Annotated in this window: 11 protein-coding genes; 5 read left to right on the top strand and 6 right to left on the bottom strand. The window is 38.4% G+C overall.

Features of this window, described 5'->3' with window-relative positions:
• The first annotated feature begins 8 nt into the window (after window positions 1-8).
• Window positions 9-1,340, top strand: a complete 1,332-nt coding sequence (gene rimO, locus LQ201_RS17520; protein ID WP_230144692.1) for a 30S ribosomal protein S12 methylthiotransferase RimO — start codon at window positions 9-11, stop codon at window positions 1,338-1,340.
• A 73-nt stretch (window positions 1,341-1,413) separates the two neighbouring features.
• Here rimO and LQ201_RS17515 read toward each other — a convergent pair whose 3' ends face one another.
• The 4 genes from LQ201_RS17515 to LQ201_RS17500 form a co-directional block, all read right to left on the bottom strand.
• Window positions 1,414-1,758 carry a hypothetical protein gene (locus tag LQ201_RS17515; RefSeq protein WP_230144691.1) on the bottom strand — a complete coding sequence of 115 codons (345 nt, stop codon included), beginning with the start codon at window positions 1,756-1,758 and terminating at the stop codon, window positions 1,414-1,416.
• 908 nt (window positions 1,759-2,666) lie between these two features.
• Window positions 2,667-3,668 (bottom strand): NAD(P)H-dependent glycerol-3-phosphate dehydrogenase, encoded by a 1,002-nt coding sequence (locus LQ201_RS17510; protein ID WP_230144690.1) that lies wholly within the window; start codon window positions 3,666-3,668, stop codon window positions 2,667-2,669.
• A gap of 172 nt (window positions 3,669-3,840) precedes the next feature.
• The gene (locus LQ201_RS17505) at window positions 3,841-5,181 is read right to left on the bottom strand and encodes an efflux RND transporter periplasmic adaptor subunit (RefSeq protein ID WP_230144689.1); all 1,341 of its coding nucleotides are present in this window, start codon (window positions 5,179-5,181) and stop codon (window positions 3,841-3,843) included.
• Window positions 5,182-5,295: 114 nt separating this feature from the next.
• A complete protein-coding gene (locus LQ201_RS17500; RefSeq protein WP_230146658.1) occupies window positions 5,296-6,789 on the bottom strand; it encodes a TolC family protein in 1,494 nt (497 codons plus the stop codon).
• Between the two features lie 20 nt (window positions 6,790-6,809).
• Between LQ201_RS17500 and LQ201_RS17495 the strand changes: the two genes are divergently transcribed.
• The 4 genes from LQ201_RS17495 (at window position 6,810) to LQ201_RS17480 (ending at window position 13,758) form a co-directional block, all read left to right on the top strand.
• On the top strand, window positions 6,810-7,478 hold the full coding sequence (locus LQ201_RS17495) for a polysaccharide deacetylase family protein (protein WP_230144687.1): 669 nt from the start codon (window positions 6,810-6,812) through the stop codon (window positions 7,476-7,478).
• Between the two features lie 166 nt (window positions 7,479-7,644).
• Entirely contained in the window at window positions 7,645-8,268 is a 624-nt protein-coding gene (locus tag LQ201_RS17490; protein ID WP_230144686.1) for a hypothetical protein, read from the top strand.
• Window positions 8,269-8,520: 252 nt separating this feature from the next.
• Window positions 8,521-11,286: a bifunctional aconitate hydratase 2/2-methylisocitrate dehydratase gene (locus LQ201_RS17485; RefSeq protein WP_230144685.1), complete on the top strand. Its 2,766-nt coding sequence runs from the start codon at window positions 8,521-8,523 to the stop codon at window positions 11,284-11,286.
• 192 nt (window positions 11,287-11,478) lie between these two features.
• Window positions 11,479-13,758, top strand: coding sequence for an aconitate hydratase (locus LQ201_RS17480; protein WP_230144684.1), 2,280 nt, complete (start codon window positions 11,479-11,481; stop codon window positions 13,756-13,758).
• Window positions 13,759-14,503: 745 nt separating this feature from the next.
• On the opposite strand, the gene LQ201_RS17475 is transcribed toward LQ201_RS17480, so the two are convergent.
• Complete coding sequence (locus LQ201_RS17475; RefSeq protein ID WP_230144683.1) at window positions 14,504-14,818, bottom strand: hypothetical protein; 315 nt, start codon at window positions 14,816-14,818, stop codon at window positions 14,504-14,506.
• 57 nt (window positions 14,819-14,875) lie between these two features.
• A complete protein-coding gene (locus LQ201_RS17470; protein ID WP_230144682.1) occupies window positions 14,876-15,313 on the bottom strand; it encodes a putative signal transducing protein in 438 nt (145 codons plus the stop codon).
• Window positions 15,314-15,319 lie beyond the last annotated feature (6 nt).

Here is a 15,319-nt window from a genome sequence, read left to right as displayed (position 1 = left end):
AAATTAATATGAATACCAAAATAGTAAGAAGTAAAAGCGCAATTAAACAACCAAAAATTAATGTAATTACATTAGGTTGTTCAAAAAACATATACGATTCGGAAGTATTGATGGGGCAGCTGCGTGGCAACAATTTAAATGTTGTGCACGAATCAGACAAGATGGGCAAAGATGATATCGTTGTAATTAACACCTGCGGTTTTATCGATAATGCTAAACAAGAATCAATCGATACCATTCTACAGTTCAGTGAACTAAAAGAAGCCGGTAAAATTGGCAAAGTAGTGGTTACAGGTTGTTTATCTGAACGTTACAAACCCGAACTTGAATCAGAAATCACCAACGTTGATGCCTTTTTTGGCACTAACGATCTACAGAATATTTTACATGAGTTAGGTGCCAATTATAAGCACGAACTTATTGGCGAGCGTTTGCTCACCACTCCTTCTCATTTCGCTTATTTCAAAATTGCCGAAGGCTGTAACCGTCCGTGTTCTTTCTGTGCCATCCCATTAATGCGTGGCAAACACTTGAGTAAACCAATGGAAGAATTGGTTAACGAGGCCAAAATCTTAGCTAAAAACGGCACAAAAGAATTGATTTTAATTGCTCAGGACCTTACCTATTATGGCTTAGACCTTTATGGTGTGCGCAAGTTAGATGAATTGATGCGCCGTTTATCGGATGTTCCCGGAATCGAATGGATCCGTTTGCAATACGCCTACCCTTCTGGTTTCCCCATGGAAATTTTAGATGCCATGAACGAGCGCGATAACATCTGCAAATACCTGGATATGCCATTACAGCACATTACCGATAATATGTTGAAATCGATGCGCCGTGGTACCACCAAACAAAAAACCATCGATTTAGTCAATCAGATCCGTGATAAAGTGCCAAACATCGCTATGCGTACCACGCTAATCTGTGGTTATCCTGGCGAAACTGAACATGATTTCGAAGAAATGAAGGAATGGGTTGCAGAAACCAAATTCGATCGTTTGGGTTGCTTTACGTATTCGCATGAAGAAAAAACACATGCACATACCTTAGTTGATGATATTACTGATGAAGTAAAACAACAACGTGTTGATGATATTATGGAAATACAACAAGGTATTTCGTTCGATATTAATCAAGAAAAAGTAGGCAAAACCTTCAAGGTGCTGGTAGATAAAAAAGAAGGCGATTTCTTTGTAGGCAGAACCGAATTTGACTCGCCTGAGGTTGATAATGAGGTTTTAATCGATGCAGCTACAGGTTATGCCGCTAACGGAAGCTTTGTTAATGTGAAAATTGACCGGGCTGAAGATTTCGATCTTTACGGAACGATAGTATAGATTAAACCCTCCGTTTTGTTTATAAAAAAGAAGTCAGGTTTTTAAAAACTTGACTTCTTTAAATTACATTCTTCTATTTCTTAGGCTCAGGTCTATTTTTAATCTGACTAGGTTTTAACCAGATTTTAGCACCTTTCGAGTTTACATAATATTTTTCATTCTTGGCATTGATGTAAACATTAGATCCATCTGGAGCCATTTTACCTTTCCAGGTTTTATCTGCAACTTTCGAACTGCCTTTTACTGCTACTTCGGCAGTTTTATTACCTACAGATTTAGCACCTTTACCAATTGCTTTTCCGGTATGATCTAATGCTTTACCAACCTCAGTTTTTTTCTTTTCCTGAGCATTTACGGTTAAGGCTGCACCTCCAAATAAGGCCAGCGTTAATAAACCCATTACTAATTTTCTTTTCATGACAGCTATATTTTATTTAAGTGATAACAGTTTATCGCTGTATTTGTTTTATCGCAGATAATATTAAATAAACCATATTTACGTGGCTAAGCATAAGCATAATTGAGATAAAAAATAAATCATTTTTGGAGCACAAAGACAGTGACAACTATTAGGGTTTGTTCCCGTTCTTCGCTGTATCCTTTCGCTGCGCTTCAGGGATGCCGCTTCGCCCGGGGCTAAGCAATTGGTGCTGCAAGAAGTACAAAACACCTAATTACTTCCTTTCCTCAAGCAAAAATTATTTTTTTCGTTTTTTTGCACTGCCTCCCGTTAAATAAACCTTATTGAAGCGGTTATCCTTTTTGTTGCACTGCCAAAAAAATCCCCACTAACGGATCGCAAAAAGATAATAGCGAAAAGAAGGACTACCCTAACCGAAAAGCACCAAACCTGCTTTACAAAAGATTTAAATTGTTTTTTTGGAGCGCATGGGCACAGCATCTATTTAAGTTTGTTCCCGTTCTACGCTGTATCCTTCCACTGCGCTTCAGGGATACCGCTTTGCCCGGGGCTAAACAGCTACGGTTGCAAGGAAACATGAAGCTGGCTACAAATTTAAGTAGAGCGGTTTTCAGTCTATCCAAAGGACTCCTGTGGAGAGCGTAGTCGAAGACTTCCAGAGGCTGATAAATTAAATAGATCTTTTGACTATACTAGCATTGACAGATTCCTATAGAAAGGTCGTCATTGCGAGGAGGCACGACGAAGCAATCTTAATGCGCACGCTAGTAGCGATCGTTGTAAGATTGCTTCGTCGGCTGAAAAAGCCTTCTCGCAATGACGATTCTTTGAAGCTTAAAATACGATAAAAACCCATTATGTCATTTATATCCATTTTACACCATAAATTATCCCTCAGGGCGACACTAATTTAATTTCTCGGCCAGTAATTTCATTTCGATATGCGGCGAACGGTTTTCATAAATAATACTGTGCACCGCCTTACAAATTGGCATATCCACATTGTACGCCTGATTTTTAATATGCATACATTTAACTGCATAGTAGCCTTCGGCCACCATATTCATCTCCAATTGGGCCGATTTTACGGTATAACCTTTGCCTACCATATTACCAAACGTACGGTTGCGGCTGAACTGCGAATAGGCTGTAACCAACAAATCGCCAAGATATGCCGACTCCATAATATCCCTATTGATGGGGTGAACGGCATCAACAAAACGTTTAATCTCACGGATGGCATTGCTGATCAATACGGCCTGAAAATTATCGCCATAACCAATGCCATGACAAATACCACTGGCTACGGCATAAATATTTTTTAAAACCGCAGCATATTCCGTCCCGAAAATATCGTCTGATACGTTTGTTTTAATGTAACGGGTATTTAAAAATGAAGCGAAAGTGGATGCCTTTTCTACATCGGTACAAGCTATGGTTAGGTATGATAATTTTTCTAAAGCTACTTCTTCGGCATGGCATGGTCCGCTAACCACCAAAATATCATCGTATGGGATATTATAATTTTCGTGCAAAAATTCGCCGATAATCAGATTATCTTCCGGTACTATGCCTTTTATGGCTGAAATGATTTTTTTGCCCTTTAAATCTTCAGCGGTGATGGAAGTTAAAGTGTCTTTTAAAAATGCTGCAGGAACGTTTAGAATTACAAATTCGGCAGATTTTATGATGGAATTGATATCTGAAGAGATATGGTCGTCCTGAGTAAGTTTAATCTCAACAGAACTAATATAATTGGGGTTATGCTTAAATTTTTTAATGTGCGCTATGGCAGCCTCGTTGCGCATCCACCAAAAAATTTCCTTTTCAGATAAATTATCTGCAAGCATTTTAACAATGGCAGTCGCCCAGCTCCCGCCCCCAATCATTGCTATTTTAGGTACCATGTTTATAAAAAATATTTAAGGTAAAAGGTGTAAGGCCTTTTAAAGGCTTAAGGCAAAAGGTGTAAGGTGTAAAGCTAGGACCAATTGCCCTCAACCTTAAACCTTACACCCTAAACCCTTAGGAATACACCTTAAACAACGCAAGTTACTATTTCTTGCTATTAATTATAAACTACTTCTTAGCGTCTTTGCTAAACAATTGGTCTTTAGATGTTTTTTCTACAATCATTCCGTCTTTTAACTTGTTCTGGATGGCAGAATAAGGACCGGTAACAATTTCCTGACCAGCTTTAACACCAGATTTTACAATAATAAACTGGTCATTTTGGATGCCTGTGGTTACCTCTGTCTTTTTAACCTTTTTAGTTTTAGCATCGTAAGCATAAATATATTGCTTCACTTTTTTATCGGTTAATTTAGATTTCTGCTTATCGGTGTTTTCCTGATTGCCCTGGTTTTGACCAGCATCACCAGATTTACCATTATCGGTAAATACAGCCTGAATTGGAATAGCTAAACCTGTTAACGATTCGCTTTCAATATCAACTGTGGCCGACATGCCCGGGCGGAAAATAGATTGTTGTTTACCAGCTAGTTCTTCAGTAATTCTAATTTTTACAGAGAAATTGGTTACCTGATCTACTGAAGTAGATACCGCAGTACCAACAGCTGTTGATGAACTTGCAATTTCGGTTACTACACCCCTAAATTTTTTATCTGAGAAAGCATCAACTTCAATCGAAGCTTTATCGCCAACTTTTACACGGGTAATATCGTTTTCGTTAACATCAACATTAACTTCCATTGATGATAGGTTAGAGATACGCATAATTTCTGTACCTGCCATTTGCGAAGTTCCTAAAATACGGTCTCCCAATTCGATTGACAATTTTGAAACCACTCCATCAACCGGAGCATAAATTGTTGTTTTAGCTAAGTTTGCACCTGCTTCTTTAACATTTGCCCCTGTTTGCTCTAGCGTAAATTTAGCACCGGTTACATTTTCTTTTGCACTGGCCAGATTTGCTTTAGCAGTTAGATAAGACGCCTTGGCAGCATCGAACTCTGATGCAGAAATTACCTTTTTATTAAAAAGCTCTACATTACGTTTGTAAGTTGCTTCTGCATTTACAAAGTTAGCCTGGTTTTGTATCAATTGCTGTTGCGCTGCAGCCACACTGGCCCTTTGCGCATTAAAGGTAGCAACTGTTCTTTCGTAACCCGATTGCAAAACATCCGGACGTACTTTACAAAGCAATTGGCCTGCTTTAACAATATCTCCTTCTTTCACCTTTAATTCTACTACCTCTCCCGATACTTCAGAACTTAATTTAACCTCAGTTTCTGGTTGAATTTTACCACTTGCAGTAACTGTTTCAACAACAGTTTTATCTGATGCTTTTTCTGTAGTTACTTTTTCGGTTTTGTTCCCGCCTATAACTCCAGTTAGCTTTAGTATAACTAGAAGAGCTACGATAGCAACTACGGTAATAATAATATGCTTCAGTTTCATAATTTATTGATTGTATTTCGTTTGTTGTATTATGTTGTAATGTTTTAAAATTAAAACGTTGTAATGTTATGGTATAAAACTAAAGCTTCCGTTTTCTATTTTCAGCTTTTAATCTTAAAATGTGATCTGTTTACCCAAATAATAATCAATTACTTTAGCCCTGAACAAAAGATCATATTTAGCCTGGATAAAATCTATCTCCGCTTTATTTCTATTGGTTTGAGCCGTGCTGTAATCTAAAGAGTTTACCAAACCAACATTATAACGCTGCTCAATTACATAAAAGGCATCTTTTTGTGCCTGAAATGCATTCTGCGTTGATGAATAACGGCTTTCTGCTGCTTTTAAATCATAAACAGCCTGAGAGATTACCTTGCTTAAATTATTCTTGGTAAGTTGTTCTTGTACCTGTGTATTCTGATAGTTAATTTTTGCTTTTCTAACATTTGTTCTTGCCTGAAACCCATTAAAAATAGGAATAGAAAGATTTAATCCAATATATTGGTTAAAGTTATCTTCTATTTGTGAACCAAAGGCTTGTTTGCCTAAAACAGTTACAAAATCTGGTGCAACAACAGATTCGTTTGTTGTTAAGGTTCTTCCAATTTCAGAGAATCCATTTGGGGTAATAGAAACTACCTTACTTCTACCGCTTGAAAAATTAGATCCTAAACCAGCTCCGATTGATAGTCTTGGGTAATAAGAAGATTTTGCAACACTAATTCCTCTTAATGCAGCTTCAGTTCTCAATGATGCTAACTTAATATCAGGGAAATTAGTTACCGCACTGGTAAAAATTGTATTAATATCATAACTGTTCTGCAAAGAATAATTTTCTGCAACAACAGGTGCCTTTACTTCAAATCTGTTTTCTGGCTGCATTTCCATCAATTGATTTAAAGTTAAATAAGATACCGACAATGTATTTTGAGCATTTGTAGTATTTAACTCGGCAGTAGCTACCTGAGATTTTGCCTGCGAAATATCGGCTAAGGTTTTATTGCCAGCATCTAACAAAGCTTGTTCCCTTTTTAAGGTCTGTTTAGCTACATCTAACTGTTGTTGCGAAGCTGCCAACAAATCTTTGTTGTACAAAATCTGCATGTATGAGGTAACCACCTGTAAAATTAAATCGTTTTTGATTTTCTCTACATTGGTTTGATCGGCAGCAAGCAAAAGTTTGTTCTGTCTGATCTGGTTTATTTTCTGAAAGCCCTGAAAAAGATCGGCACTTGCACTTACACTACCATTGGCTGATGAAAATTGCTGTGAAATAAACTGATTGGTTGATGGATCGATGCTACGGCCAAAGTTTTTATTATAACTTGCTGATCCGTTAAGCGTTGGTAAAAGCGCATTTTTAGATTGACTTAGCGTTTCATTGCTTAACGCAGCACTAAATGCGGCCTGTTTAATCTGTAAATTATTTCTAAGGGTATTATCTACTGCCTGTTGGATGGTTAAAACTTGCTGGGCATTAGCCTTATTGGCAAAACTGAGCGCGATAACAAAAGCAAAACCGGTAATTAACTTATTCTTGGTAAACATCTTCATAATTTGTTTCAAATCTATATAAACAACTTTAATAATTTCAATCTGTACAGGCATTTAGTAACTTTGTAGCTAAAATGTACCTGATCAAATCACCGCTTCTGCTAAAATGGTATTATCCATCACTATTATGGAATAAATCCCGCACCGAAAAAGTTATTTATTTGACCTTTGACGATGGACCCATACCCAATGTTACAGATTTTGTATTAAAAACTTTAAAAGTCTTTAATGCTAAAGCTACATTTTTTTGCATTGGCGATAATATTGTAAAACACCCCGCAGTTTTTGAACGTGTAAAAAACGACGGACATGCCATTGGCAACCATACTTTCAATCATTTAAAAGGCTGGAAAACCGATAATGAAACCTACCTTCAAAATACGCTAAAATGCCAGGAACTTACACAAACAAACCTGTTTCGCCCACCTTATGGAAGGATTAGGAAGAGCCAGATTCGTAGCTTGGAGCTTGGCGTTTGGAGCTCGGAGTTTAAAGCGCCCAGCAACTCCCAACCCACAACTCTCAACTCCCAACTGCAAATTGTAATGTGGGATGTACTCAGCGGTGATTTCGACACTCAGCTTTCGCCCGAAAAATGTTATCAAAACGTGATTAAACATACCGAAAATGGTTCTATAATTGTATTTCATGATAGTTTAAAAGCATTCGACCGTTTATCTTACGCACTTCCTAAAGTATTGGCTTATTTTAGTGAAAAAGGTTTTACATTTTCAACGCTTTAGCCTTAAGCTAATCTTATGCCAAGGCATTAAACACAATACAACAAACTGATTATCAATAAATTAATTTATAAAACAACAAATAACTGTTCAAAATCGCACAAATCTGTCCGATAACGAACGGTTATGGAAAAGCCTATAATTATCCATCATCAGTTAAAAGAGCCACATGTTCCATAAACTGACAAGATATTATCTTTTTATTGTTCCATTACTACTGTTATCATGCAACAGAAAGGTTGAACAAGGTTTTGAAAAAATCCCGCCGGGGCTGAATGCAATCGAAGCACTAATCAGGGCTATTCAACCTGATAAAAAATTTGAGCATTGGGTGTGTTTTCGTCAGGATTTTCCGGAGAAAATTAATGCAGAAACGGAGGTTATTACAGCTAAGGGTGAAATATCAAAAATCATGAATATTAAGTTTAACCTCCCTAAATCTGGTTTCAAAAGCGAAATCTTACATGGATACTATTACATTGCTTACCTCGAAAATGATAGTGTAAAACTGGTCATAAACGAAAAACAACTCATCAAATTTATTGGCAATATAAATAGTATCGAAGAAAGCTTGTTAATTGCCAGTATAAGAGGACTTACTATAGATTACAGCCAGCCAATTGGAGGTTCGTACAAAAAGGTTAAAAACGGTTATGAGTTCTATTTAGTTAAGTTTCACAACTGTACAGTAAGAACAGAACCTTTTAAGGTTTGCATTAATACATCAGGCAATTACAAAGCTAAAAGCTTGGGCTTTTTCTATGATGTTAATAACAACAAATGCTTTGATTAATAGCTCAATTTATGTGATTTTACGACCTTTAATCCCGCTCTTTTACTGTTATTTAGAATAATTCCAAATTGTTTAATCGCCTGCCTAAATTACATTTAAGGGTTGTTTTTTGCTATTTTTGTTTTAACCAAAAAACTCGGCCCTATTGGCTCAGTAAACGCAAATTAATATACAAAACAGTATTCTTTTTTTGTAAAAGCGGGTGTACATTTTGTTGCACAATCTTATAACAAAAAGAATAAAATAGCTAAGATGAGTATTTATAACGATTATATCCAGGAGATTGAAGACAGAAAAGTTCAAGGTCTTCACCCTAAACCTATTGATGGAGCAGAATTATTGAGTGAAATCATCGATCAAATCAAAAATGTAAATAATTTTAACAGGGCAGATGCTGTTAATTTTTTCATCTACAACACCTTGCCGGGTACTACCGGAGCTGCTGGTGTAAAAGCAGAATTTTTAAAAGAAATTATTTTAGGTGGAACTATCGTTGCAGAAATTACACCTGATTTTGCTTTCGAATTGTTATCGCATATGAAAGGTGGAGCCTCTATCAAAGTGTTGTTAGACATTGCGCTGGCCGATAATGGTGATAAAGCCCATAAAGCTGCAGATGTACTTAAAACACAGGTTTTCTTATACGATGCAGATACCGATCGTTTAAAAGAAGCTTATAACAATGGCAATGCCATTGCTAAAGAAATTTTAGAAAGTTATGCCAGGGCTGAGTTCTTCACTAATCTTCCAGAAGTACCAGAAGAAATCAAAGTGGTAACTTTTATCGCTGGTATTGGCGATATTTCTACAGATTTATTGTCTCCAGGTAACCAGGCACACTCTCGTTCAGATCGCGAATTGCATGGCAAATGCATGATTACGCCAGAGGCTCAGGAGGAAATTAAAGCGTTGCAAGCGCAACACCCTGATAAAAGTGTAATGCTGGTAGCTGAAAAAGGTACCATGGGTGTAGGTTCTTCACGTATGTCGGGGGTAAACAATGTTGCACTTTGGACGGGTAAAAAATCTAGCCCTTATATTCCATTTGTGAACATCGCTCCAATTGTAGGTGGCACCAATGGTATTTCTCCAATTTTCTTAACAACAGTTGATGTAACAGGCGGTATTGGTATCGACCTTAAAAACTGGGTAAAGAAAACGGATGAAAATGGCAATGTTATCCGTAACGAAAATGACGAGCCAGTTTTAGAGCAGGTTTATTCTATAGAAACGGGCACAGTACTTACCATTAATACAAAAACTAAAAAATTATACAATGGAGATCAAGAGCTGATCGACATTTCAAAAGCGTTGACACCGCAAAAAATGGAATTTATCAAAGCTGGTAGTTCTTACGCTATCGTTTTTGGTAAAAAAATCCAAACTTTTGCAGCTAAAACTTTAGCTATCGAACCTTCGCCAGTATTCGCCCCTGCTAAAGAGGTATCTATTGAAGGTCAGGGTTTAACGGCTGTGGAAAAAATCTTCAATAGAAATGCGGTAGGTTTAACACAGGGCAAGGTTTTACATGCCGGCTCTGACGTTCGTGTAGAAGTAAATATTGTAGGCTCTCAAGATACAACAGGTTTGATGACCGCTCAGGAATTAGAAGCGATGGCTGCTACAGTTATTTCTCCGATTGTTGATGGCGCTTATCAATCTGGCTGTCATACCGCATCTGTTTGGGACAAAAAAGCACAGGCAAACATCCCTAAATTGATGAAGTTCATGAATGACTTCGGTGTGATTACTGCCCGCGACCCTAAAGGCGAATATCATTCAATGACAGATGTTATTCACAAGGTATTGAATGACATTACTATTGATGAATGGGCAATTATCATCGGTGGTGATTCGCACACCCGTATGTCTAAAGGCGTAGCTTTCGGTGCAGATTCTGGTACGGTGGCATTGGCATTGGCAACAGGTGAGGCTTCTATGCCAATTCCTGAGTCGGTAAAAGTAACATTCAAAGGTCAAATGAAAGAACACATGGATTTCCGTGATGTAGTTCATGCGACACAATTGCAGATGTTGCAACAGTTTGATGGCGAAAATGTATTCCAGGGGCGTATTATCGAGGTACACATTGGTACTTTATTAGCTGATCAGGCTTTTACCTTTACAGACTGGACAGCAGAGATGAAAGCAAAAGCATCTATCTGTATTTCGCAAGATGATACTTTGATCCAATCGTTAGAAATTGCTAAAAACCGTATTCAAATCATGATAGACAAGGGTATGGACAATCATAACCAGGTTTTACAAGGATTGATCAATAAAGCAAACAAACGTATTGAAGAAATTAAAACCGGTATCAAGCCAGCTTTAATGCCAGATGATAATGCCAAATACTATGCAGAAGTAGTTATCGACCTGGATATTATCAACGAGCCAATGATTGCCGATCCTGATGTGAACAACGCAGATGTTTCTAAACGTTATACGCATGATACCATCAGAGACTTAACTTTTTATGGTGGAGATAAAAAAGTAGACCTTGGTTTCGTAGGTTCTTGTATGGTACATAAAGATGACTTAAAAATCGTATCTCAGATGTTGAGAAACGTAGAGACACTTACTGGTAAAGTAGAGTTCAAAGCACCGTTGGTGGTTGCGGCTCCTACTTACAATATCATCGATGAGCTGAAAGCAGAAGGCGATTGGGAATACTTACAAAAATACTCTGGATTTGAGTTCAGCGATGCTTTACCTAAAGCTGCAGCGCGTACCGAATATGAGAACATCATGTACTTGGAACGTCCGGGTTGTAACCTTTGTATGGGTAACCAGGAGAAAGCGGCCAAAGGCGATACTGTAATGGCTACGTCAACCCGTTTATTTCAGGGTCGCGTAGTGGAAGATAAAGATGGTAAAAAAGGAGAGTCTTTATTGGCATCTACGCCGGTAGTGGTTCTTTCTGCTATTTTAGGTCGTATTCCAAGCATTGAGGAGTATAAAGTAGCTGTAGAAGGCATCAATTTAACCAAATTTACGCCTATTTCTACAAAACAATAAGAAACAAATAAACATATTTTTTGTTAATCAACAACGAGGCTATCTGGTAAACCGGATAGCCTTTTTGTTTAATGTAAAAATTGAATAGAATGTTTTTAAATAACACAATTTGACAATTCACAAAAACAAGTCTGTTAAAAATTGTTTAATTTAGTTAGTCTCATTATTGACAATAATTATAAAAAATAAAGTATGGCTTTTGATATAGACATGATTAAAAAGGTTTATGCAAACTTTGGCAGCCGCGTTGAGGCTGCACGTAAAGTGGTTGGCAGGCCTTTAACATTATCTGAAAAAATATTGTATACACACCTTTGGGATGGAGATCCTAAAACGGCGTTTAAACGTGGCTCTGACTACGTAGATTTTGCACCAGATCGGGTTGCGATGCAGGATGCAACAGCTCAAATGGCATTATTGCAATTTATGCAGGCTGGTCGCCCGCAAGTGGCTGTACCTTCTACAGTTCATTGCGATCACTTAATTACGGCTAAAGAAGGTGCTGCAATAGATTTACCTCATGCTAAAACCGAAAGTGCCGAAGTTTTTGATTTCTTATCTTCTGTATCGAACAAATACGGTATCGGTTTCTGGAAACCAGGTGCTGGTATTATTCACCAGGTAGTTTTAGAGAATTATGCTTTTCCAGGTGGAATGATGATCGGAACCGACTCGCACACCGTAAATGCGGGTGGCTTGGGTATGGTTGCTATTGGAGTTGGTGGTGCTGATGCCTGCGATGTAATGGCGGGTTTACCTTGGGAGCTTAAATTCCCTAAGTTAATCGGTGTTAAGTTAACAGGAAAATTAAACGGCTGGACTGCCGCTAAAGATGTAATTCTTAAAGTTGCGGGTATCCTTACCGTAAAAGGTGGTACAGGTGCAATTGTAGAATATTTTGGCGATGGCGCCACCTCAATGAGCTGTACGGGTAAAGGCACCATTTGTAACATGGGCGCTGAAATTGGTGCAACCACTTCTACTTTTGGTTATGACGAAAGTATGGAACGTTATTTACGCGCAACGGGTAGAAATGAAGTTGCTGATGAAGCAAATAAAATAAAGGAATATTTAACTGGCGATGCTGAAGTTTATGCTGACCCGGAAAACTATTTCGATCAGGTTATTGAGATCGATTTGGATACTTTAGAGCCATACCTAAATGGCCCTTTTACACCAGATTTAGCTACTCCTGTTTCGCAGATGAAAGTGGAGGCAGAGAAAAACGGCTGGCCTTTAAAAGTAGAATGGGGATTGATCGGTTCTTGTACCAATTCTTCTTACGAGGATTTATCAAGAGCGGCATCTATCGCAAACCAGGCTATTGCAAAAGGTTTGGTAACCAAATCGGCTTTCGGTATCAACCCAGGATCTGAACAGGTACGTTATACTGCAGACCGTGATGGTTTCCTAAAAACTTTCGAAGATTTAGACGCAACAATTTTTACCAATGCCTGCGGACCATGTATTGGGATGTGGGACCGTACCGGGGCAGAAAAAGCAGAAAAAAACACGATCGTACACTCGTTTAACAGAAACTTTGCTAAACGCGCAGATGGGAACCCTAATACTTTCGCTTTCGTGGCTTCGCCAGAAATGGTTGCTGCAATTGCAATTTCAGGTAATTTAGGCTTTAATCCATTAACCGATACTTTAACAAACGATAAAGGCGAACAGGTTAAATTGGATCCACCTACAGGTTTTGAACTGCCAACAAAAGGTTTCGCTGTAGAAGATGCAGGTTATCAGGCTCCGGCAGCTGATGGTTCATCCGTTCAGGTTTTGGTTTCTCCAACTTCACACCGTTTACAATTGTTAGATCCATTTACCCCTTGGGAAGGTACCGACTTAAAAGGTTTAAAACTTTTAATCAAAGCCAAAGGTAAATGTACAACAGATCATATCTCAATGGCTGGCCCATGGTTAAAATTCCGTGGTCACTTAGATAACATTTCTAACAACATGCTCATTGGGGCGGTTAACTATTTCAACGATAAAACCGATAACGTTAAAAATGAATTAACTGGTGAATATGGCCCGGTTCCTGCAACGCAACGCGATTATAAAGCCGCTGGCTTAGGATCTATTGTTGTTGGGGACGAAAACTATGGCGAAGGTTCATCACGCGAACATGCCGCTATGGAACCTCGACACTTAGGTGTTCGTGCTGTATTGGTAAAATCTTTTGCCCGTATCCACGAAACTAACCTGAAGAAACAAGGTATGTTAGGTTTAACCTTTGCAGATAAAGATGATTATGATAAAATCTTAGAGGATGATACCATCGATATCGTAGGCTTAACAGAGTTCGCTCCAGATAAACCATTAACATTAGTATTACACCATGCTGATGGCACCCAGGAGCAATTCCCGGTTAACCACAGTTATAACGATCAACAAATCGAGTGGTTTAAAGCTGGTGGTGCACTAAATATTATTCGGGCTGAAGCAGCGGCTAAGGCAGCGCTTTAGTAGACTGAAGTCCGAAGTCCGGAATCGGAAGTTCGAGATTTGGATGACATTGTATCAATCCCGTTTTGTTGAATCAGAACGGGATTTTTTGTTTTCAGATAATTTTAAGTTTTCTTTCTTTTTTTGGAAAGCAATTGCAGTAGGTCTTATGTTGGGGCTAGTCCCGCTAATGCTGCTGCTGGTTGAAGGAACCAGCATTCGCGTATATCGGGTTTAGATGGCAGAGACAGCGGTGCTTTTCACACAAAGATTCCCTGGATGCCATGAGGGAGATTTTGCCTTCCTTGCAGGAAATGAGTTTTCTAGCCCCAGGCGCAGCGGCATCCCTGAAGCGCAGCGTAAGGATATAGCGAAGCATGGGAACAAACTTTAATAGCTGCTACTGGCCTTGCGCTTCAAAAGATGCAATCAGTAATTTTCTTCTTTTTGGAAAGCTTTGCAGTAATTCTTAGCTTGGGGTTAGTCCCCGCTAATGCTGCTGCTGGTTGGAGGAACCAGCATTCGCGTATATCGGGTTTAGATGGCAGAGACAGCGGTGCTTTTCACACAAAGATTCCCTGGATGCCATGAGGGAGATTTTGCCTTCCTTGCAGAAAATGAGCATTCTAGCTCCAGGCGCAGCGGCATCCCTGAAGCGCAGCGTAAGGATATAGCGAAGCATGGGAACAAACCTTAATAGCTGTTACAGATCCTGCGCTTCAAAAAACAAAGACTCATTTTGTTAATTTTTGTTTGAGAATTAAGGCTACATGATGCTCACAACTTCGATAATTCCATTATCAGGCATAGGCATTTTATAACAGGACATCTCTTTAAAACCTCCACTACAAGCAGTTATCTTAACATATTTAATAGATACCGTTGCCTGGTTCGCGAATGAATTTGTTTTATCAATATTACAAACCCGATATAATTTAGCTCCTTCAGTTTGTATATATGTCCCTACGCAATCGCGAATTATTTTTGCTTTTGTATCTAAAACGCCTTCAACTTTTTCTCTTTTTTTACAGCCGAGTCCAATAATCAATAAACAGGCAATTGCAAGTTGTATTCTTTTCATCTATCTAATTGCTAATAACACGTTACTTAAACGCAATAATTAACAGTAACGCTACAATCATTCAAACTCATAACCGCAATCGTCGCAGTGGTGACATTTATTGGCCTTAATGGGCGTAGTTAGGGTTAAAAAGGCAAGTATGGTGGCCCAAATACTGTATTTTTTATCGGTAGCCATTCCATAACCCACATTGGTAGAGCCACATTTCTCGCAAACTATTTGACCTTCCGCTGATTCTTCTTCATCAACAATTTCATCTGATGATTCAAAAGCCAAACTATTGTCTTCAGCTAATAAAGCATTAATGGCCGCTACATCTCTTTCAAAAACAATGAGTTTTACACCGCCAATGGCCTGATTGTAAAGTGGATTTAAGGTTGCAACATTTTCATCCGCCAGGAAACAGGCAAATCCACTATCTTCCAATTTAGCTTTAATAATATTGGCCTCCATCGGATTGTAATAAGTGCTGTAAACTACTGTTCTATCATTCATCAACCA

It is taken from the genome of Pedobacter sp. Bi126 (assembly GCF_918698245.1).
GTDB lineage: Bacteria > Bacteroidota > Bacteroidia > Sphingobacteriales > Sphingobacteriaceae > Pedobacter.
This window is presented reverse-complemented; position numbering and strand designations above follow the sequence as displayed.

What these genes read in the sequence shown, in the direction of transcription:
- rimO (WP_230144692.1), top strand. Translation starts at nt 9, where the DNA reads ATGAATACCAAAATAGTAAGAAGTAAAAGCGCAATTAAACAACCAAAA.
- LQ201_RS17515 (WP_230144691.1), bottom strand. Translation starts at nt 1,758, where the DNA reads ATGAAAAGAAAATTAGTAATGGGTTTATTAACGCTGGCCTTATTTGGA.
- LQ201_RS17510 (WP_230144690.1), bottom strand. Translation starts at nt 3,668, where the DNA reads ATGGTACCTAAAATAGCAATGATTGGGGGCGGGAGCTGGGCGACTGCC.
- LQ201_RS17505 (WP_230144689.1), bottom strand. Translation starts at nt 5,181, where the DNA reads ATGAAACTGAAGCATATTATTATTACCGTAGTTGCTATCGTAGCTCTT.
- LQ201_RS17500 (WP_230146658.1), bottom strand. Translation starts at nt 6,789, where the DNA reads ATGCCTGTACAGATTGAAATTATTAAAGTTGTTTATATAGATTTGAAA.
- LQ201_RS17495 (WP_230144687.1), top strand. Translation starts at nt 6,810, where the DNA reads ATGTACCTGATCAAATCACCGCTTCTGCTAAAATGGTATTATCCATCA.
- LQ201_RS17490 (WP_230144686.1), top strand. Translation starts at nt 7,645, where the DNA reads ATGTTCCATAAACTGACAAGATATTATCTTTTTATTGTTCCATTACTA.
- LQ201_RS17485 (WP_230144685.1), top strand. Translation starts at nt 8,521, where the DNA reads ATGAGTATTTATAACGATTATATCCAGGAGATTGAAGACAGAAAAGTT.
- LQ201_RS17480 (WP_230144684.1), top strand. Translation starts at nt 11,479, where the DNA reads ATGGCTTTTGATATAGACATGATTAAAAAGGTTTATGCAAACTTTGGC.
- LQ201_RS17475 (WP_230144683.1), bottom strand. Translation starts at nt 14,818, where the DNA reads ATGAAAAGAATACAACTTGCAATTGCCTGTTTATTGATTATTGGACTC.
- LQ201_RS17470 (WP_230144682.1), bottom strand. Translation starts at nt 15,313, where the DNA reads ATGAATGATAGAACAGTAGTTTACAGCACTTATTACAATCCGATGGAG.